At 65.9% G+C, this 19,709-nt stretch carries 17 protein-coding genes and 2 tRNA genes; 5 read left to right on the plus strand and 14 right to left on the minus strand.

Annotated features, from left to right (window positions below):
- Window positions 1–147: 147 nt before the first annotated feature.
- The 9 genes from ACO1XS_RS24180 to fdxA all read right to left on the minus strand — a co-directional run bounded on the left by ACO1XS_RS24180 (window position 148) and on the right by fdxA (window position 5,993).
- Window positions 148–1,548 (minus strand): MATE family efflux transporter, encoded by a 1,401-nt coding sequence (locus ACO1XS_RS24180; RefSeq protein ID WP_440561808.1) that lies wholly within the window; start codon window positions 1,546–1,548, stop codon window positions 148–150.
- A 189-nt stretch (window positions 1,549–1,737) separates the two neighbouring features.
- Window positions 1,738–1,959 (minus strand): RNA-binding S4 domain-containing protein, encoded by a 222-nt coding sequence (locus ACO1XS_RS24185; protein ID WP_331574042.1) that lies wholly within the window; start codon window positions 1,957–1,959, stop codon window positions 1,738–1,740.
- A gap of 136 nt (window positions 1,960–2,095) precedes the next feature.
- Window positions 2,096–2,863, minus strand: coding sequence for a DUF4088 domain-containing protein (locus tag ACO1XS_RS24190; protein ID WP_440561810.1), 768 nt, complete (start codon window positions 2,861–2,863; stop codon window positions 2,096–2,098).
- 237 nt (window positions 2,864–3,100) lie between these two features.
- The gene (locus tag ACO1XS_RS24195; RefSeq protein WP_331574038.1) at window positions 3,101–3,424 is read right to left on the minus strand and encodes an AzlD domain-containing protein; all 324 of its coding nucleotides are present in this window, start codon (window positions 3,422–3,424) and stop codon (window positions 3,101–3,103) included.
- The gene (locus ACO1XS_RS24200; RefSeq protein ID WP_331574098.1) at window positions 3,421–4,101 is read right to left on the minus strand and encodes an AzlC family ABC transporter permease; all 681 of its coding nucleotides are present in this window, start codon (window positions 4,099–4,101) and stop codon (window positions 3,421–3,423) included. The genes ACO1XS_RS24195 and ACO1XS_RS24200 overlap by 4 nt, the downstream gene beginning before the upstream one ends.
- Window positions 4,102–4,271: 170 nt before the next feature.
- On the minus strand, window positions 4,272–5,099 hold the full coding sequence (locus ACO1XS_RS24205; protein ID WP_331574036.1) for a helix-turn-helix transcriptional regulator: 828 nt from the start codon (window positions 5,097–5,099) through the stop codon (window positions 4,272–4,274).
- Window positions 5,100–5,255: 156 nt separating this feature from the next.
- A tRNA-Asn gene (locus ACO1XS_RS24210) sits at window positions 5,256–5,331 on the minus strand.
- A 76-nt stretch (window positions 5,332–5,407) separates the two neighbouring features.
- A tRNA-Asn gene (locus ACO1XS_RS24215) sits at window positions 5,408–5,483 on the minus strand.
- A gap of 186 nt (window positions 5,484–5,669) precedes the next feature.
- Window positions 5,670–5,993 carry a ferredoxin FdxA gene (gene fdxA, locus ACO1XS_RS24220; RefSeq protein WP_331574034.1) on the minus strand — a complete coding sequence of 108 codons (324 nt, stop codon included), beginning with the start codon at window positions 5,991–5,993 and terminating at the stop codon, window positions 5,670–5,672.
- Between the two features lie 403 nt (window positions 5,994–6,396).
- Here fdxA and pncB point away from each other — a divergent pair, with 403 nt between their 5' ends.
- From pncB to ACO1XS_RS24245, 5 genes are all read left to right on the plus strand, one after another.
- Window positions 6,397–7,593, plus strand: a complete 1,197-nt coding sequence (gene pncB, locus ACO1XS_RS24225) for a nicotinate phosphoribosyltransferase (protein ID WP_486391893.1) — start codon at window positions 6,397–6,399, stop codon at window positions 7,591–7,593.
- Window positions 7,594–7,725: 132 nt separating this feature from the next.
- Window positions 7,726–8,397 (plus strand): LutC/YkgG family protein, encoded by a 672-nt coding sequence (locus tag ACO1XS_RS24230; protein ID WP_486391894.1) that lies wholly within the window; start codon window positions 7,726–7,728, stop codon window positions 8,395–8,397.
- Window positions 8,398–8,535: 138 nt separating this feature from the next.
- Complete coding sequence (locus tag ACO1XS_RS24235; RefSeq protein ID WP_414720343.1) at window positions 8,536–9,972, plus strand: sodium:proton antiporter; 1,437 nt, start codon at window positions 8,536–8,538, stop codon at window positions 9,970–9,972.
- 32 nt (window positions 9,973–10,004) lie between these two features.
- Complete coding sequence (locus ACO1XS_RS24240) at window positions 10,005–10,994, plus strand: 2-hydroxyacid dehydrogenase (protein ID WP_331574028.1); 990 nt, start codon at window positions 10,005–10,007, stop codon at window positions 10,992–10,994.
- A complete protein-coding gene (locus ACO1XS_RS24245) occupies window positions 10,991–12,481 on the plus strand; it encodes a DNA recombination protein RmuC (RefSeq protein WP_486391895.1) in 1,491 nt (496 codons plus the stop codon). The genes ACO1XS_RS24240 and ACO1XS_RS24245 overlap by 4 nt, the downstream gene beginning before the upstream one ends.
- Window positions 12,482–12,502: 21 nt before the next feature.
- On the opposite strand, the gene ACO1XS_RS24250 is transcribed toward ACO1XS_RS24245, so the two are convergent.
- The 5 genes from ACO1XS_RS24250 to ACO1XS_RS24270 all read right to left on the minus strand — a co-directional run bounded on the left by ACO1XS_RS24250 (window position 12,503) and on the right by ACO1XS_RS24270 (window position 19,299).
- On the minus strand, window positions 12,503–12,778 hold the full coding sequence (locus ACO1XS_RS24250) for a hypothetical protein (RefSeq protein WP_173258395.1): 276 nt from the start codon (window positions 12,776–12,778) through the stop codon (window positions 12,503–12,505).
- A gap of 42 nt (window positions 12,779–12,820) precedes the next feature.
- A complete protein-coding gene (gene moeA / locus ACO1XS_RS24255) occupies window positions 12,821–14,125 on the minus strand; it encodes a molybdopterin molybdotransferase MoeA (RefSeq protein WP_486391896.1) in 1,305 nt (434 codons plus the stop codon).
- A gap of 125 nt (window positions 14,126–14,250) precedes the next feature.
- Entirely contained in the window at window positions 14,251–14,877 is a 627-nt protein-coding gene (mobA, locus tag ACO1XS_RS24260) for a molybdenum cofactor guanylyltransferase MobA (protein ID WP_414720342.1), read from the minus strand.
- A gap of 7 nt (window positions 14,878–14,884) precedes the next feature.
- The gene (gene moaA / locus ACO1XS_RS24265; RefSeq protein WP_331574022.1) at window positions 14,885–15,994 is read right to left on the minus strand and encodes a GTP 3',8-cyclase MoaA; all 1,110 of its coding nucleotides are present in this window, start codon (window positions 15,992–15,994) and stop codon (window positions 14,885–14,887) included.
- Between the two features lie 182 nt (window positions 15,995–16,176).
- Window positions 16,177–19,299: an Rne/Rng family ribonuclease gene (locus tag ACO1XS_RS24270; RefSeq protein ID WP_486391897.1), complete on the minus strand. Its 3,123-nt coding sequence runs from the start codon at window positions 19,297–19,299 to the stop codon at window positions 16,177–16,179.
- Between the last annotated feature and the right edge of the window lie 410 nt (window positions 19,300–19,709).

A 19,709-nucleotide genomic window follows, 5' to 3' on the forward strand; every position in this document is an offset into this window, starting at 1 on the left:
ACACGTTACAGACCCTCCGTCGCCAAGAATGGTTATTGCGCCGCAGTAAAACCGTCTGCTCTGGCACGAAAACTCATTCTATGCGCACTGCCCGCAATTCATGCAAGAAGAAGGCCCACGCGGGTAGGAGCCTGGAGTTTGGCGGATTCAGCCTTGCGTCGTTGGCTGTCGGGGCGGCGCCGCGCGCGTCATGCGGTGAAAGCGCAGTGTCATGAGAAGCGCGACGCTCGCGAGCCCGGCGGCGAGTCCCCACCACAATCCGCGCGCGCCGAGGCCGGCATGGAATGCAAGCACATAACCGGTTGGAAAGCCGACGCCCCAATAGCCGAACGCGGCGGCAAGCATGGGGATGCGCGTGTCTTTCAAGCCGCGCAAGCACCCGGAACCGATCGTCTGCATGCCGTCGACGATCTGGAAGACCGCCGCCACGCCGAGCAGCGACGCCGCGATGGCCGCCGTCGGGGCGTTGGCCGGATCGTCGAGTCGCAGGTAGAGCCCGACGATGGCGCGCGGCGCGACGATCAAGACGAGTCCGGAGAGCGACATGAACGCGATGCCGAGACCGAGCGCGACGAAGCCCGCGTGCCGCGCGGCGACAGGTTGCCCGGCGCCGAGCCAGTAGCCGACGCGAACATTGGCGGCCTGGCCGATCGCGAGGGGCACCATGAACGAAACAGAGGCCACGTTGAGCGCGATCTGATGCGCGGCGAGCTGCGTCTCGCCGAGCAGGCCGATCATGAGACCGGTGCCCAGAAAGAGCATCGACTCGACACCGTAGGTGATCGCCACCGGCCAGCCGATGCCGAAGAGCTCGCCCATGAGCGGCATGTTGGGGCGCGCGGCGCTGACGAAGTGGCGGTAGCGCCGGCGGCCGTGCAGCAAGATGACGAGCGCCAGCGCGGTGGCCCAGACGGTGATCGACGTAGCCGCCGCGGAGCCCAGCAAGCCGAGCCGCGGCAATCCGTAGGCGCCGTGAATGAGACCGTAGTTGAGCACCGCGTTGACACCGACACTGGCAATCGATATCCAGAGCAGCCGTTTGGCCGCGCCGATGGCCGGCAAGAAGGCGCGCATCATGCCGATGCCGATGAGACTGCCGAGCGATGCCCAGCGCAGCACGCCGGTGTAGGCACCGACGTCGCGCGCGAGCGCGGCCGGTTCGCCGAATGCCAGCAGGATAGGCTGGCTGAACGACAGTAGAACGAACGCCGGCACCGCGAGCAGGGCGGACAGTACGAGGCCGGTCCAATAAATATGCGGCACGCGATCGTCGGCCTGGGCGCCGCGCGCGTTGGCAACGGTGACGCTGACCGAAGTGAGCACCCCTTGCAACAGCGTCACGACGACAAAGAAGATGCCGGCGCCGAGGCCGCCGGCCGCGAGTGCGTCTGCCCCGAGCGAGCCCAGCAGGATGGTGTCGGTCACGCCCATCGCCATTTGCGAGAGCTGAGAGATTGCGAGCGGCGCCGCCAGCCGGGCTGTTTCGGCTGCGTGGCGGGAGAATGTGGGTGGCGCGCCGGCGGCGTGCGAAAGACCTGAGTGCGACATGAGAAATCGAAGGCGCAAAGCGCCAGCCAAAGCGGCTGCGATAGACGGGCGACGGATTGGGTCGAAAGAACGGAAAGCTTATTGCGTTGCGGCGTGTGTGTCGATGGATGCCCCTGTCCGCGGCAGGTGCAACGCATGGCGGCGAACGGCGGGGCGGTACCCGCGCCGCTTACAAGCGGCGCGAACGGTTCACGGCGCTTCGAGCACGGCGATCCGTGTATCGCCCAACATGACGACCTGGCCTGCGCGAATCTTGCACGTCTTGCGCAGCTCGGGGCGGCCATCGACCTTGACGGCGCCCGACGCGACGAGCATCTTCGCCGAGCCGCCGCTATCGGCCAGCCCCGTCAGCTTGAGCAGGTTGTGCAATTCGACGTATTCGCCGGTGAGCGTGAAATTGAGGTTGGCCATGGCAAATGCGCGCACCGAGGGAAGACAGGGCACGCATCATAAGCCAAGTAGCGGGGTGCGGGAATAGGACAAGTCCGATTCGCGTCGGCCGGCCCGGACGGTATTCATGCAATGCCGGGCGCGCGGGCCCGCTCCGCTAGCGCTGGCGGCGCTCCTGGGCGCGCGGCTGCTGCGCGGGTGGCATAAAGAAATTGCGCAGCCAGACTGCCATGCGCGAAAAAATGTCGTACGGCTCTTCGACAAAGATTTCGGGCTTGAGCAGGCGCAGGAATTCCATGATCTGCTGAGCTTCCTGCTTTTGGAACGAACCGTGCGCGAGCCCCAGCTTGAGCAGACCGCGTAGCTCTCCGAGTTTCTCGCGCGCGGTGCTGCCGACGCTCGTCTCGCAGGCGATCTTGGCCTCGTAGACGCGCTGGCGCAGCGATTCCGCCAGACGCCAGGCGGGCGTCTGCATTTTTTCTTCGAGCGCCAGGATGTCCTTGGCCGACGATTTGATTTGCGCCGAGAGCGGATCGACGAGCCCCGCGTCGCCGCCGGCTTCCTTGACGATGGCCGCGGCCCAGTCGCGGCAGGCTTTGGCCAGCTCCTCCGGCGTCCATTGCGAGCGGTAAGCGAATGCGAAGCCGAACTCCTCGGCTTGTCGCACGAGGATGCCGACGACGTCGGGGAATTCCTTGTCGAGCGTGCGCTTGGCCCATGCGTATTGACCGCCCTGAAGCATGCGCTGCACGGCGTGCTCGGTGAGCGGCACCATGTTGTCGAGCAGCTTCGCGCGCAGGAAATCCTCGAACGACGGCGTCGCGAATTGCGGGTCGAGCTTCAGCGACACGCGCACGAAGGCTTCGAAGTCCTTGTGCAGCGAGGCGATGGTCTCATCTCGAAGAGAAAGGGTGATCTGACCCATGGCATGTCCTGATAGCTCGTCCGTGCGTGTGCGCCGGCGCCGACGCGCGGGCGGGACATCGGCATGCCGTGCGCTTCGCCTCGCGGCCGGGTGCGGGCGCGTGCGCAATCCGCCAATTCCACGCGGCGTCGATGTACCCCAGTACGATGCGTGCAGTCCGGCTGCTGTCCGGCGCACGCGTTTCGTCTGTTTATCGGCCGCGCGAGCCGGAACTTGAGGCGGTTTTCGTGCACCGGATCAGTGCGCGACGAGCCATTGCCAGGCGAAGAACACGATGAGCCCGGCCGCGATCGTGACGAGCGGTCTGCGCGTGGTGGCCGATACGACGCAGGCGGCCAGTGCGCCGACGAGCTGCGGGTTGCGCCAGGTGAGCTCCGGCTGCCCGCCATGCGGCGCCACGGCCATCGGTACGATGATGGCCGTCAGGACGGTAACGGGCACGAAGCCGAGCGCGGTGCGCACGAGCGGCGGGAACGTAACGCGCTCGCCGAGTACGAAGAGCGTGGCCCGGATCAGGCACGTAATGACGGCCATGCCGAGGATGAGGACGACCGCGTTCATCGGGTGGCCTCCGCATGCGCCGGCCGGCGGGCCCATGGACGCGAAAGCACGACGCCGACGGCGACACCCCCCGCCACGGCCGCGAGCAACCCGAGCTTGTAGGGCCATGCGGCGCAGGCGAGGGCGAGTACGCCGGCCATCAGTGCGGCCGCGATGAAGCGCAGGGCGACGAGCTGCGGCACGACGATCGCAATGAAGGTGGCGACCATGGCGAAATCGAGGCCCATCGATTGAAGACGCGGAAACGCGGCCCCGAACAGCAGTCCGACGAGGGTCCAGATCTGCCAGTTCACGTACATGGCGACCCCGGCGCCGAGGAAGTAATGCGGGCCGATCGCCCCGGGCGGGGCGTGACGGTAGTGCGCGTAGGCGACGGCGAAGACCTCGTCGGTCAGGACTGCCGCAAGCGCCCATCGCCAGCGCGCCGGCAGCTTGGCGACATACGGTGCGAGCGTCGCGCTGTAGAGCAGGTGGCGCAGATTGACGATGAACGTGGTCGCCCATACCACGGCGAGCCCGGCATGACCGGCGATCAGGCCGAGCGCGATGAACTGGGCCGAGCCGGCGAATACCGTCAGCGACATCAGCTGGCCCTGCCACGGATGCAGCGGGCCGGAGCTCACGAGCGTGCCGAAGATGACGCCGAACGGCGCCGCCCCGACCATCATCGGGACCATGTCGCGCGCGCCGTCGGCAAATTCGTTGAGCGAAGTGCGTGGGTTCACTGCCGAATCCTCCTTTTCCCACGAGCTTAGCCGTGCGTAGGAAAAGGAGCTTGTATGTTCTTGCTCTGGGTTCTTGCCCCGGGCGCTTACGCAGGCGGCCCCGGACCGCGGCGAGGGAGCGTTCAGCTCGTCTGCCAGCGGCCCGGCGGCACGCCGAACATGCGCCGGAAGTGCCGGGTGAAGTGGCTTTGGTCCGTGAACCCGCTTGCGGCGGCGACTTCGGTGACGGGCACGCCGGCCCGCAACGGGGCGAGCGCGCGTTGCAGCCGGAGCTGGTTGCGCCATGCGTGCGGTGGCAGGCCTGTCGCGCGCGCGAACAGGCGCGCCGCGTGGAACGCGGAAAGCCCGACTTCGCTCGCGAGTTCGGTGAGGCTCAGCGATTCCGTTAGATCGGCAGCAAGCCGCGCCTGCATCGCGGCGACGCGCGGATGATCGATGCCGGCGAGTGCGGCATCGGGCCGCGCTTGCGCATGGCGCGTGACGAGCGTCGTGAACGCGTCGAGAAGGGCGATCTCGGCGGCAAGCGGATCCGCACCGTTCTCCAGCAGACGATGCGCGCGCGCAATGCGCACGGCCAGATCGGTATCGCGTATCGGCTCGAGCGGAAACCACGGCATCGCCTGCCGCTTGTTCGCAACCTGTTCGGCGAGGCGTTCGACATAGTCGATCGGCACATACAGCACACGGTAGCGCCAGCCAGCCTCGACCGCGCGCGAGCCGGTGTGAACCTCGCCCGGATTGATGACGGGTACCGTGCCGGCATCGGCGACATGATGGGCCCCGCGATAGTCGTAGCCTTCGGCGCCCGCCTCGATGACCGCCACGGTGTACGCCTCGTGCCAGTGCGGCGCGAACGTGTGCTCGCGGTACTCGGCAGTCAGCATCTCGGCTCCGGGCACGAGCGGCGTGCGCCAGTAGCGGGCTGAGTCGCGAAAGCGGGACAAAGTCATGGGCATCGATGAAAAAGCGCGCGCGAGCCGCTAAAAAGCTCGCTGGGAGGGGGCGAGCATCATCTCAAAACGGTACCACAGGTGGCGAAGGCGCATGGGACCGCCAAAGCGAAAGGCCCGCCGGATGGGCGGGCCTTTCGCTTGTCTGCGCGTGTTTGGCTCCCCGACCTGGGCTCGAACCAGGGACCTACGGATTAACAGTCCGGCGCTCTACCGACTGAGCTATCGGGGAAAAGACTGGGTGCTGAATCGAACGAGCTCGATGCAAAAGAGCCCGTCTTGAGAACGGGCTCTTCGCGTGCATTCTTTGGCTCCCCGACCTGGGCTCGAACCAGGGACCTACGGATTAACAGTCCGGCGCTCTACCGACTGAGCTATCGGGGAACAACAGCAGAGAAGCGAGATTCTATGGGGTGATGCGGGTACTGTCAATACCCCGGGGTGCTCCAAGCAGGGACTGCCATCTGGGGCAAAGCCGTGCAAGCCGCGCGAGGAGCGGGGCCTGCGGCGCCGGAGACGAACACGCCGGCGCGCGCACGAACCGGCGCATCGGGCGAGCGTTCCGACGCGTTATCGTTCGAGCTGGCTCAGCTTTTCCGTGACGTCTTTCCACTGATCGGCTTCGGGCAGTGCGCCTTTGGTCTTCGTAATGCTCGGCCAGCCTTTGGCAAGCTCGGAATTCAGTTCGATGAACTGCTGCTGATCGCCGGGGACGTCTTCCTCGGCGTAGATCGCATTCACCGGGCATTCGGCCACGCACACGGCGCAGTCGATGCATTCATCGGGATCGATCGCGAGGAAGTTGGGACCTTCGCGAAAGCAGTCGACCGGACAGACGTCCACGCAGTCGGTGTATTTGCACTTGATGCAGCTTTCGGTCACAACGTGAGTCATTCAAACTCCTGCATACGGAATATCGGGGGAAGCGGATGCCAGGCGAGCAAACGAGATATTGTAGCGTAAGGTAAAGGCCCGATCGGCCAAACCCCCCGACTCCGCTTTAGATTGATTCGTGATTAGTTTATGGCGCGCGCGGCTTCGGCTTCGTGTCCGACAGCTTCGCGCGGGCGCTCTGGCTCGACGAGCTGCTGCGGCTTCGTGCGCATGACCCGGGCAAGCAAGAGCCGGGCGCCACGGCGGCCGTCGATCGGCGCCCGGTCGCGTCCGCCGCGGGCCAGACAGCGGCGGATGCGTCAGTGTTTCGAGTTGCGCACGATGTCCGAGGCATTGCTATTCGCGGGCAAAGTAGTGCAAGAATACGGTTTCCCATCGACTGGTTCTCTGGCACGTGCGTTCCATGATCATTACCTCGCTGCTCGACACCGATCTTTACAAGTTCACGATGATGCAGGTGGTGCTGCATCATTTCCCCGCGGCGAACGTGGAATACCGGTTCCGCTGCCGTACGCCGAACGTCGATCTCACGCCGTACGTCGAAGAGATCCGCGAGGAGATCCGCCAGCTCTGCCGGGTTTCGTTCAGCGAGGACGAGCTCGACTATCTGCGCCGGATGCGCTTCATCAAAAGCGATTTCGTCGACTTTCTCGCGCTCTTTCACCTGAACGAGAAGTACATCTCGGTTTCGCCTTCCCCCAAACGCAACGGCGAGATCGACATCGGCATCAGCGGCCCCTGGTTGCACACGATTCTCTTCGAGATTCCGGTGCTGGCCATCGTGAACGAGGTCTACTTCCGCAATACGCAGCGTCAGCCCGATTACGCGATCGGTCGCGAGCGCCTGCGCGAGAAAATCGCGCTGCTCGGCGCGCGCCCCGAGTTCGCCGATTGCAAGATCGCCGATTACGGCACGCGGCGGCGCTTCTCGCGGCGCTGGCACGAAGAAGTGCTGCTCACGCTGATGAGCGGGATCGGCGAGCAGTTTGCCGGCACGAGCAACGTCTATTACGCGAAAAAGCACGGTCTCACGCCGCTCGGCACGATGGCCCACGAGTACTTGCAGGCCTGCCAGGCGCTCGGGCCGCGCCTGCGCGACTCGCAGACCTACGGTTTCGAGGTCTGGGCAAAAGAGTACCGGGGCGATCTCGGCATCGCGCTGTCGGACGTCTACGGCATGCAGGCGTTCCTGCGCGACTTCGACATGTATTTCTGCAAGCTGTTCGACGGCGCGCGCCACGATTCGGGCGATCCTTTCGAATGGGGCGAGCAGCTCCTGCGCCACTACGAGGAGAATCGCTGCGATCCGCAGACCAAGGTGCTCGTCTTCTCGGACGCGCTCGATATTCCCAAGGTGCTGCAACTCTATGAACGGTTTCGCGGACGCTGCAGGCTCGCGTTCGGCGTCGGCACCAATCTCACCAACGATCTCGGCTACAGTCCACTGCAGATCGTCATCAAGATGGTCCGCTGCAATGGCCAGCCCGTCGCGAAGCTCTCCGATTCGCCGGGCAAGAACATGTGCGACGACAAGGCCTACATCGCTTATTTGCGACAGGTCTTCGGCATCACGACACCGATCGACGTCGGTGGCGAGTAGCGCGGCGGTTCGCCGGCATCGTCGAGAATCGTCTCATTTGCGGCGCTTCGTCCGGTTCGTCCGTCGGGACGGTATATCTCGAAAAAGTCCATCGGTATAATCGGCCATTCGATGTCGCCAAGGAGAATCGTCATGGATACAACGGCTGCCCGCCGCAACATCCTCTCGCGCATACGTGCCGCGAGCGGTCGTGCGGCGCAGCCGGAGGCGGAGGAGCTCGAGGCCGCGGCCGATTATCTCGCGCGGCATCCCGCCGGGCCGCGTCCTCCGATGCCCGAGGATGCCGCCGGGCTTGTCGCGCGGTTCATCGCGGAAGCGCGTCTCATGGGCACCACCGTCGACGAAGTGGCGACGCTCGCCGAGGTCCCCGAGGCTGCCGCGCGTTATCTGACGGCGGGCGGTTTGCCGGCGCGCGCCGTTGCATGGCGGGATCTGGAGCCGCTGCCGTGGGCGCAGGCGGGGCTGTCGATCGAGTTTCGCAAACCGCAAGACGCCGATCTGATCGGTATCACCGGCTGCTTTTGCGCGACGGCTGAAACGGGCTCGCTCGCGCTGCTTTCAGGGCCCGGCATGGAGGTCTCGGCGGGCCTTCTGCCCGAGACTCATATCGCCGTCGTGTCCGCTTCGCGCATCGTTGCCGGGCATGAGGAGGCATTCGCGCTCATGCGTGCGGAGCGCGGGCAGTTGCCGCGCGCGGTCAATTTCATTTCGGGACCTTCGCGCACGGGCGATATCGAGCAAACCATCGTGCTGGGCGCGCACGGTCCCTATCGCGTTCACGCGATCGTCGTCCGGGGTGCCTGAGCGCTCCGGTACCGGGTATGCGGCAGGCCTCGCGACGCGTTGACGCGTCGGCAGGCCACGGGCGTCCTGCGCACCGCACACCGCACACCGCATCACAAGAGGAAGTCAATGAAACCACGACATGCGGCGATGCCGCGCATGCCGTTCGACGGTCGTTTTGCGATCATGCTGGTCGTGGCGCTCGCAAGCGTTGTATTGCCAGCGCCCGCTGATGCGGCAACGCTCGACGGCGCGGCGCTTTCACCCGTCTGGGCATTGCCGTTTGCCGGCATCTTGCTGTCGATCGCGATCGCTCCGCTCGTGGCACCGGCGTTATGGCATCGCCATTTCGGCAAGATCGCGGCGGCCTGGGCCGCGCTGTTCGTCGTGCCCTTCGGCTATGCGCATGGCGGCGGGGCGGCACTGGCAACCTTGGCGCATGCGCTCTTCGAGGAATATCTGCCGTTCATCGTGCTGCTGACGGCGCTTTATACGATCGCCGGCGGGATTTGCGTGCGCGGCAACCTGCACGGTTCGCCCACGACGAATACCGTCATGCTCGCGCTCGGAACTTTGCTTGCCAGCATCATGGGCACGACGGGCGCGGCGATGCTCCTCATTCGGCCGGTCTTGCGTGCGAACGACAATCGAAAGCATGTCGTCCATGTCGTCGTGTTCTTCATCTTTCTCGTCGCCAATGCGGGCGGCTCCCTTACGCCCCTCGGAGACCCGCCGCTTTTTCTCGGCTTTTTGAACGGCGTCGGTTTCTTTTGGACGACGCAGCATCTGGTGGCGCCGATGCTCGTCGTCTGCGGCCTGCTGCTCGCGCTCTTTTATGTGCTCGACAGCTACTTCTATCGGCGCGAAGGTGAGGAGCGCTCGCCGTTTCTCGATCCCTCGCCCGATACGCGGGGTCTCGTCATCGAGGGCAAAGCGAACTTCGCGCTGCTTGCGCTCGTCATCGCCGCCGTGCTGGCGAGCGGGCTTTGGCGGCCCGGCCTGGCGCTCGAAGTACTGGGTGCCCATCTCGAGCTGCAAAACGCGGCGCGCGATGTCCTGCTCGTTGCGCTGACGCTGGCGTCGCTTGCGCTCACGCCGCGCTCGGCACGGGTCGGCAACGCCTTCAACTGGGCGCCGATCGAGGAAGTCGCCAAGCTGTTCGCCGGCATCTTCGTCACCATCGCGCCCGTCATCATGATGTTGCGCGCGGGGCCGCACGGGCCGTTTGCGGCTGTCATCGATCTCGTCACCGATGCGCGCGGCCAGCCGATCGACGCCATGTACTTCTGGGCCACGGGGCTCTTGTCGTCGTTTCTCGACAATGCGCCGACCTATCTCGTGTTCTTCAATCTTGCGGGTGGCGACGCGCAGGTGCTGACGACGTCAGGCGCGACGACACTCGCGGCCATTTCAGCCGGCGCGGTGTTCATGGGCGCGATGAGCTACATTGGCAACGCACCGAATTTCATGGTGAAGTCGATGGCCGAGGCGCGCGGCGTACGCATGCCCAGCTTCTTCGCGTATCTTGCCTGGTCGGGGATCGTCCTCGTACCGGTTTTCCTGTTGACGACGTGGATGTTTTTTTGGGGGCCGTGACGAACGCGCGGCCTCAGTGACGGAGACACCCGATGCAAAAAATTCTTGTCGCGCGCCCGATCTTTCCGGAAGTCGTCGAGCGGCTCAAAGCGCATTTCGAGGTCGATTGGAACGACGGCCCCGCGCTTGCGCCTGACGAACTCGTGCGCCGGCTCGCCGACAAGGACGGCGCGCTGACGGCCGGCGACATGATCGATGCGGCCGTCCTCGCCGCCGCGCCTCGCCTGCGCGTGGTGGCCAATATGGCGGTGGGCTACAACAATTTCGATATCGCCGCATTCAACGCGGCAAACGTGCTCGCCACCAACACGCCCGATGTACTCAACGAATCGACGGCCGATTTCGGCTGGGCACTGATGATGGCGGCGGCGCGCAGAATCACGGAGAGCGAGCACTGGCTGCGCGACGGGCAATGGCAGGGCTGGCGCCATGACGGCTTTCTCGGCGTCGATATACATGGTTCGACGCTCGGGATCATCGGCATGGGACGCATCGGTCAGGCGCTCGCTCGACGCGCGCGCGGCTTCGACATGCACGTCATCTATCACAATCGCTCGCGCGTCGCGCCCGACGTCGAAGCCGAGCTTGCCGCCCAGTACCGGCCGAAGGCGGATTTGCTGCGTGAAGCCGATCACGTCGTCCTGGTCTTGCCGTACACACCTGAGAATCGCCATACCATCGGCGCGGCCGAGCTCGCGCTGATGAAACGTACGGCCACCCTGACGAATATCGCCCGCGGCGGGATCGTCGACGATGCGGCGCTCGCCGTCGCGTTGCGCGAACGGCGCATCGCGGCCGCAGGCCTCGATGTCTTCGAAGGCGAACCGGGCGTGCATCCCGGCCTGCTTGCGGTGCCGAACGTGGTGCTGACGCCGCACATTGCCAGCGCGAGCGAGACGACGCGCCGGGCGATGGCCAATCTCGCGGCGGACAATCTGATAGCGGGGCTCGGCGTCGGGCCGAATGCGACGCAGCCGCCCAATCCGATCAATCCGCAAGTGCTCGGGAAGGCGCGCTCATGACGACACTGCTTACCGTCGCGCTCGCGATCGCGGTTCTTATCCTCGCTTTTTCGCTGGCGCTGGCCCTGCGTGGTCTCACGCGGGCCACCGGCCTCGACCCGCTCGCCGAACTTGGGGAGCGCGTCGACGCCGCCGGGCAGCACCAGGCGCAGGCATATGAGCGGCTCGAACGCGAGCTGCGCTCGGAAATCGCGGAAACGGCGCGGCTGTCCCGCGTGGAACTCGGCGGCGGTTTCGCGCAGTTCCAGCAGACGCTTGCGACACAGTTGACGAGCGTCGCCGCCGTTCAGAACCAGCAGATCAACGGGTTCTCGGAGCGTCTCGCGTTGCTCATCGATACGAATGCGAAGCAACTGGAATCGATGCGCGAGAGCTTGCAACGTCAGGCGCTCCAGTCTCGCGAAGAGCAAAGCGCCACGCTCAAACGTTTTGGCGACACGCTCGCGCAGCAACTGGCGCAGCTCATGGAAGCCAACGACCGCCGTTTTGCCGAAGTACGCGCAACGCTCGAAGCGCGCCTGAAGGACATCGAAGCGAATAACGCGGCGAAGCTCGAGGAGATGCGCCGTACCGTCGATGAAAAGCTGCATGCGACGCTCGAGCAGCGCCTCGGCGAATCGTTCAAGCTCGTATCGGATCGGCTCGAGCAGGTGCACCGGGGGTTGGGCGAGATGCAGACGCTCGCGGCCGGTGTGGGCGATCTCAAGAAGGTGCTGACGAACGTCAAGACACGCGGCACCTGGGGAGAGGTCCAGCTCGAAGCGCTGCTCGAGCAGATGCTGACGGCGGATCAATACGCCAAGAACGTTGCGACGGTGCCCGGAAGCGGCGAGCGGGTCGAATTCGCGATCAAGCTGCCGGGACGATCGGAGCGCGGTAACGGCGAGGGCGCCGCGGCACCTGTCTGGCTGCCCGTCGACGCGAAGTTTCCGCGGGAAGACTACGAGCGGCTCATCGACGCGCAGGAGCGCGCCGATCCTGTGGCCGTGGAGGAGGCATCGCGCGCACTCGAGACGCGTGTGCGCAACGAGGCGCGCACGATTGCCGAAAAATATCTGGCGCCGCCGCATACGACCGATTTCGCGCTACTGTTTCTGCCCACGGAAGGGCTATACGCCGAGGTGTTGCGCCGCCCCGGGCTCACCGACTTGTTGCAGCGGGATTACCGGGTCTCGGTTGCGGGTCCCACGACGCTGAGTGCATTGCTCAACAGCCTGCAGATGGGTTTCCGTACGCTTGCGATCGAAAGACGTTCGAGCGAAGTCTGGCAGGTGCTCGGCGCAGTGAAGACCGAATTCGGCAAGTTCGGCGACGTGCTCGCAAAGACGAAATCGCAGTTGGAGACGGTGACGCGCTCGATCGAGGCGGCCGAGCGCCGTACGCGGGTCATGAGTACCAAGCTGCGCACGGTCGAAGCCTTGCCCGGAGACGAAGCGCAGGGCTTGCTCGGCGAGGCGGACTTGGGCGGGTCGGAATCGGACGCGTGAGGGCGGTCGTGACAATGGCCGTCAGGCTTCTTCCGGCACGTCCGCCAGAACGATCTCGATGCCGCCGAAACGCGAGGCCACCCAGTTATAAGCGTGGCAGGCGATCCACAGCAGTACGAAGCCGAGGATCGCGTTGAGCAGCAGCGCGCTGAAAATCGTGCTCAGTTCGACGGAACCGTACTTGATGAACGCGACGAGCATGCCGAGCAGCACGATCGGTACGCTGAAGGTGAGATAGACGAGGATGAGCGCTTTGGCGGTCTGACCGGGTGCGATCGAAAGGATTTGTTTTTTCATGTGGAGCAGGCCCCGTTGGAGACGATATTTTCGATTGGACGATTAGATCAGGCCGTCGAAGGGCACGATCTCGACTGGCATGCCGGCCGCGACGTCGCTTTGCTCGTGCGCAAGCACGATGAGGCAATTGGCTCGGCTCATCGAGCTCAAAACGCCTGAGCCTTGTGAGCCGGTCGGTGCGACGAGCCACGTGCCGTCGGCTGCGCGTGTCGCAACGCCGCGCTGATATTCGGTGCGGCCCGGGCGTTTTTTGATCGATGTCGAACTGGTCGCCCGCAACTGCAAAGGTGCGTCGACTTTCGCTCCCGACATCGCCAGCAGCGCTTCGCGCACGAATTGATAGAACGTCACCATGACGGCAACGGGGTTGCCCGGCAGGCCAAAAAAAAGCGCGGGGCGCAGATCGTCGTCCCGGTGTGTGGGCCAGAGCCGGCCGAATGCGAGCGGACGTCCGGGGCGCATCGCGAGTTGCCAGAACCCCACGTCGCCCAGCGTTTCGAACAGGCGGCGCGTGAAATCGGCATCGCCAACGGAGACGCCGCCCGAGCTCAGAACCACGTCCGCACAGGACGCGGCACTTCGCAATGCGGCTTCGAGCGCCGCCGGCTCGTCGCGTACGATGCCGAGATCGAGTGCCTCGACATTCAGGCGCGCGAGCATCGCGCCGAGCGTGTAGCGGTTGCTGTCGTAGACGCATCCCGCATCGAGCGGCTCGCCTACCGAGCGAAGTTCGTCGCCCGTCGAAAAGAAAGCGACGCGCAGCCGGCGATGCACCGCGACTTCCGCCACGCCGAGCGAAGCAAGCAGACCTACATCGGCGGCGCGGACGATACGCCCCGCACTGAGCGCGGCGCGTCCGCGCGCCAGGTCTTCGCCGGCGCGGCGGCAGTTGGCGCCTCGGGAGATCTTCTGTGCGTCGAAGGCAATGCGCTCGCCGGTGCGCACGGTTTGCTCCTGAGCGATGACCGTATCGCATCCGGCTGGAATCGGCGCGCCTGTCATGATGCGCACGCATTGACCGCGCGCCACGTGGCCAGTGAACGCATGTCCGGCCAGCGCCTGCCCGGCGACTTCGAGTTCGAGCTCCGGTGGACCGGAGGCTGGATCGGCGAGGACGGCGCCGTCGAACGCATAGCCGTCCATGGCGGCGTTGTCGTGCGACGGCACGTCGATCGGGGAAATCACATCTTCGGCCAGCACGCGGTCGAGCGAGGCGCGCAATCCAACGCGCTCCGCCGTGGCGACCGGCTGCGCCCAGCGACGCACGATGGCTTGCGCCTGCGCGACCGGCAGTGCCTGGGCGTCATGTGCGGGGACGCAGCGGGAAATGTCTTCGGAGGTGGTCATCGATGATTGGACGCGGCGATTATCTGCGATTGGCCGCGAACGTCCTTCTTTTTGGGCTAGCCCGGCCGGCGGCGCGGTGCGCGTACCGGCGGCCTGCATGCCTGGCCCGGTCCACACCTTCGATATCAGGCACGCTCGAGGTCGGCGAGCTCCTGCAAGGAGTTGGCATTGTAAAACGCGTGCTCGTCGGCAAATGCGACTTCGACGTGCCTGTGGCGCGCGTACCACGCGCGAACCTTGCGCTCCCCGGCCGCGAGCCGGGCTGAGAGGTCGTCGGCAAGCGATGTGCGCAGCAACGCGAAGACGGGGTGCAGCGTGGTTCGGCCGGTGCCGTCCCGTGTGATGACGGTGGCGATGTCCGCTGACGCGGCATCGAGCGCCTTGCCGAGACACTCGGCGAGATCGGACGGCAGGTTCGGCGCGTCGCAGGGCACCGCGAGAACGAGTGGCGTGCGCGCCGCGCGCAGTCCGGCCAGTATGCCGGCGAGCGGGCCAGGGAAGTCGCCGCTGGCGTCGCTGACGATGTTCGCTTGAAACGCCGTGCCAAGCGACGCATAGGCATCGAGGTTACGGTTTGCACTGATGAGCATCGCGCCGACCTGCGGTGCGAGGCGTCTAGCGACATGCAGCGCCAGCGGTTCGCCGCGCAGCGGCTGCAGCCCCTTGTCGAGGCCGCCCATGCGTGTACCGCGCCCGCCCGCGAGGATCAGGCCGGTGACGAGGGAGGAGGGTGAGCGCTCCATGCGAGCCATGGCGGTATCAACCGCCGATATAGGACATTTCGACGCGCGGTGCATCGTTGTCGCGGCCGGCCGGCACGCCGCTGCCTCGCAACTGCGAGTAGCGATCCTCGCGCGCTTGCCAGATACGCGCGATGGCTGTCGCAATATCGGCGTCGGACGATCCGTTGCGCACGAGCGCACGCAGGTCGTGCCCCGATGAGGCGAAAAGACAGAGGTACAGCTTGCCTTCGGTCGAGAGCCGCGCCCGTGTGCAGCTACCGCAAAAGGCCCGCGTGACGCTCGAAATGACGCCGATTTCGCCCGTGCCGTCCGCGTAACCCCAGCGTTGAGCCGTTTCGGCCGCGCTATTCGGCTCGAGAGGAACGAGCGGAAAGACTTCGCCGATTCGCGCTACGACTTCGGCCGAAGGCAGCACTTCGGTCATGTTCCAGCCGTTGGACGTACCGACGTCCATGTATTCGATGAAGCGCAGCACCACACCGGAGCCCTTGAAATGCCGGGCCATCGGGAGGATTTCACCGTCATTGGTGCCGCGTTTGACGACCATGTTGACCTTCAGCGGCGCGAGGCCGCTCGCCTCGGCGGCGGCAATGCCGTCGAGGACGGCCGACGGCGCGAAGTCGGCGTCGTTCATGCGTTTGAAGAGCGCATCGTCGAGCGCGTCGAGACTGACCGTGACGCGCGTGAGCCCGGCGTCCCTGAGCGAACGGGCTTTGCGCGCGAGCAGCGAGCCGTTCGTCGTCAGTGTCACGTCGAGCGGCCGGCCGCTGGCCGTACTCATACGCGCGAGCCGTTCGATGAGCCATTCGATGTTCTTGCGCAAAAGCGGCTCGCCGCCGGTCAGCCGGACCTTTTCGACGCCGTGGGCGACAAAAATACGCGCCAGACGCTCGATTTCCTCGAACGTCAGCAACGCGCTATGGGGCAGGAACGGGTAATCCTTGTCGAACACGGCGCGCGGCATGCAGTAGACGCAGCGGAAATTGCACCGGTCGGTGATCGATATGCGCAAATCGCGCATGGGACGGCTGCGTGCATCGGTCAGTGTCCCGCGGGGCGCGAACGCGGCGCCGGCGATATCGGGGACCGCGCTGATATCGGCGACGGGAATGATACGGCGGGACATGGTCGAATCTGGAAAAGGTCAGAAGGCCATTCTAGCCGAACCCGCAACATTCGGCCGGTTTTGCCCGGTCGGTGTTGCGGGTATCGGCGAGCCGAGAGATCCGGGCTTCGGGTCGCCGTCGGCACAAAAAAGCCCGCCTCGAGGAGGCGGGCTGGCGCGGCCGGACAACAACCGGATTCGGATTACTCGGACTTGCGCGTTTCGATCTGCTGCATCGGCGTGGTGTCGACGGGCGGCAGGGGCTTGCGCTCGCGCGGCGCTCGAGCGGGCGGAGCAATCCGCGCGGCCGCCTCCTGCGCGCTGCGCAGTTTTTCGGCGTCGGTGCTGACCCAGACGAGGCCGGCCGATTCGAGCATCGGCTGCAGGTCGCCCACCGATAGACCGTTTGCCCGCTTGGCGGGCGCGGCTGCGGATGTCGTTTCGGCCGCTGCCTGTCGCTGTGCCGGTTCTTCGGCCACGGCAGTCGGCTGAGCGGCTGCCGCGGGCGTTTCGATTGCCGGTTCGGCGTGCGTCGGCGCGAGCTTCGCGGCGACGTTCGGATCGGACAGCGCGCCGCCTGACACCGCCGACACCGGTTCGGCTGCGGCAGCTGCGGGTTGCTCGACCGCGCCGAGGGCAGCAGGGGTGGCTTCGACGGGAATGCGCTCGAGCGCAGCTTCGGCTGCGGCCGGCAGCGGCTCGGCGTGCGGTACGACCTCCGGCGCTGGCTCGGCGGCGGCAATCGGCGCCTCGGCGGGAATGGCCGGCGTCGGCTCGCGCGCCTCGACAGGCGCCGCGGGGGCTTCGGTCTCCGGCAGCGGCGTTGCGACGGGTGCTGCTTGCATCGGCACGGGGGTGACGACGGCATCGCCCGCGTGCGTTGCGGCGGCCGGCTCGGCATGAGCGGTAGCCGGCGCTTGCGGTGCGACTTCGGCCACGGCGCCCTCGGCTTCGGCGACATCGGCCGCATGCGTGACGTTCACGCCATCTTCTTCGCGCTCGCGACGCCCGCCGCGGCGGCCGCGGCGACGGCGACGACGCTCTTCTCCTTCACGGGCGGCACCGGCATCCTGCTCGGCGGCAGCGACGGGTCCTCCCGCCGTAGCCGCGGCTGAAGCTCCGGCTTCGACGACAGGCGCCTCGGGGCGCAGGACCGTCTCGGGTGCGATTTCGGTCAGCGGTTTGCGGCGCTCGCCGCGTTCCGGCCGTTCACCGCGTTCGGGCCTCTCCCGGCGCTCGCCGCGTTCTTGCCGTTCGGCGCGTGCGGTCGTTTCGGCACCTTGTTCGGTACGCTCCTGCGCGCGCTCGCGGCCATCGCGGGCCTCCCGACCTTCCCGGCCTTCGCGTTGCTCGCGCTGGCCGCGACCTTCGCGCGGCTCGCGCGGTTCGCGCGGCGGCGACTGCTCGTCGCGGCGTTGCCCCGGGGCTTGCTGGCGTGCGCCTGTCCCTTCGGCGCGTGCTGCGCCGTCTCGGCCTCCAGCGCCGCCACGACGGTTGTTCCGGCCACGCTCGCCGCCGCTACGCTCGCTGCGCTCGCGCGCGGGCTTCGGCTGTTGCACGGGTTCCGGGGTGGCGGGCGCCGGAGCAGCCGGCGCAGCGCCGAACAGTCCCTTGAGCCAGCCGAAGAATCCGCCGCCGCCTGTGCGCGCGGGTGCGATGACGGGCTGCGCGACAGGTACCGGACGGGTGGGCGCGCTCGGCGCCGGCTTCTCGGGCGTAATGCCTTTGACAGCCGCTTCCTGTTTGGGCTTGAGGTCTTCGCTGCGCTTGCTGTAACCGGTCTCCGATTCGAGCTCGCGCGCGGCTTCTTCGGCCATTTTCCATGAAGCGCGCGGATCGTCGAGGCGGGCGTCGTCATGGCGCAGGCGCTCGAGCTTGTAATGCGGCGTATCGAGATGCTTGTTCGGAATGAGGACGACGTTGACCTTGAAGCGCGACTCGATCTTGTTGATTTCCTGACGCTTCTCGTTGAGCAGAAACGCCGTGACCTCCACGGGCACCTGGCAATGAATCGCCGCGGTGTTTTCCTTCATCGCCTCTTCCTGGATGATGCGCAGCACCTGAAGGGCCGACGATTCGGTATCGCGGATGTGGCCGGTGCCGTTGCAACGCGGACAGGTGACGTGGCTACCCTCGGACAGCGCCGGGCGCAGGCGCTGGCGCGACAGCTCCATGAGGCCGAAGCGCGAAATCTTGCCCATTTGCACACGGGCGCGGTCGTGCTTGAGGGCATCCTTGAGCCGCTGTTCGACTTCGCGTTGGCTCTTGGCCGATTCCATGTCGATGAAATCGATGACGATGAGGCCGCCCAGATCGCGCAGACGCAACTGGCGGGCCACTTCGTCGGCCGCTTCGAGGTTCGTGCGCGTGGCCGTCTCCTCGATGTCCGCGCCCTTGGTGGCACGCGCCGAGTTGACGTCGATGGCGACGAGCGCCTCGGTGTGGTCGATCACGATCGCGCCGCCCGAGGGCAGCGGCACCGTGCGCGAGTACGCCGTTTCGATCTGGTGCTCTATCTGAAAACGCGAGAAGAGCGGAACGTCGTCGTGGTAGCGCTTCACCTTGCCGACGTTGTCCGGCATGACGATATCCATGAAGGCGCGGGCCTGATCGTGGATTTCGGTCGTATCGATCAGTATTTCGCCGATATCGGGCTGGAAATAGTCGCGAATCGCGCGGATGACGAGGCTCGATTCGAGGTAGATCAGCATGGGCTGGCCGGTCTGGCCGCTTTGCGAGGCGGCTTCGATCGCGCGCCACAGCTGCATCAGATAGTTCAGATCCCATTGCAGCTCTTCGGCGCTACGGCCGATGCCGGCCGTGCGCGCGATGATGCTCATGCCGTCGGGCAGTTGCAGCTGCGCCATCGTTTCGCGCAGTTCCTGGCGATCGTCGCCCTCGATTCGGCGCGACACGCCGCCGCCGCGAGGGTTGTTCGGCATGAGGACCAGATAGCGGCCGGCCAGCGAAATGAACGTGGTCAGGGCCGCGCCCTTGTTGCCGCGCTCTTCCTTTTCGACCTGGACGATCAACTCCTGACCTTCGCGCAGCGCATCCTGGATGCGTGCAGAGCGCATTTCCACGCCGTCGCGGAAGTACTGACGGGCGACCTCCTTGAACGGCAGGAAGCCGTGGCGGTCTTCGCCGTAGTTGACGAAGCAGGCTTCGAGCGACGGCTCGATCCGGGTGACGATGCCTTTGTAGATGTTGCCTTTGCGCTGTTCGCGCCCGGCGGTCTCGATATCGATATCGATGAGCTTTTGCCCATCGACGATGGCGACGCGCAGTTCTTCCTGCTGCGTCGCATTGAACAGCATGCGTTTCATTGAACGGCTCCAGAGCGGCTTGGCCGGCGAGGGCGGGCGAGGCATGGAGCCGCGACCGCATTCGCGAAGGCGCGCCGCGTCTTCGTTTTGTTGTCACAAGCACGCTGGAGCAGGAACGATGGCGGGGAGAATTGCCTGGATGGGGTTCGCTGCGGGTCCAATGGGCCGCGAACCGCCGGGCGCATGCGAACACGGCTTCAAATAACGGCGATGCACAGGGCGCGCTTTGCGTCGCAGTGCCTCGCGTGCCGCGGCTCGTGACGTGCGGCGCACGCCTGCCGGCCGGAGCGGTGCCGCGTCGTCAGCGACGCGGCACGAAGCCCGTATGACGCTCGACAGCCGCGCGGGATGTCTCGCCAGTATTGACGTCGCCAAAAGCTCCGCTCGTCGCGGAACGCTCGCGGGCGCTC

The sequence above is a fragment of the Trinickia sp. genome, from assembly GCF_057351765.1.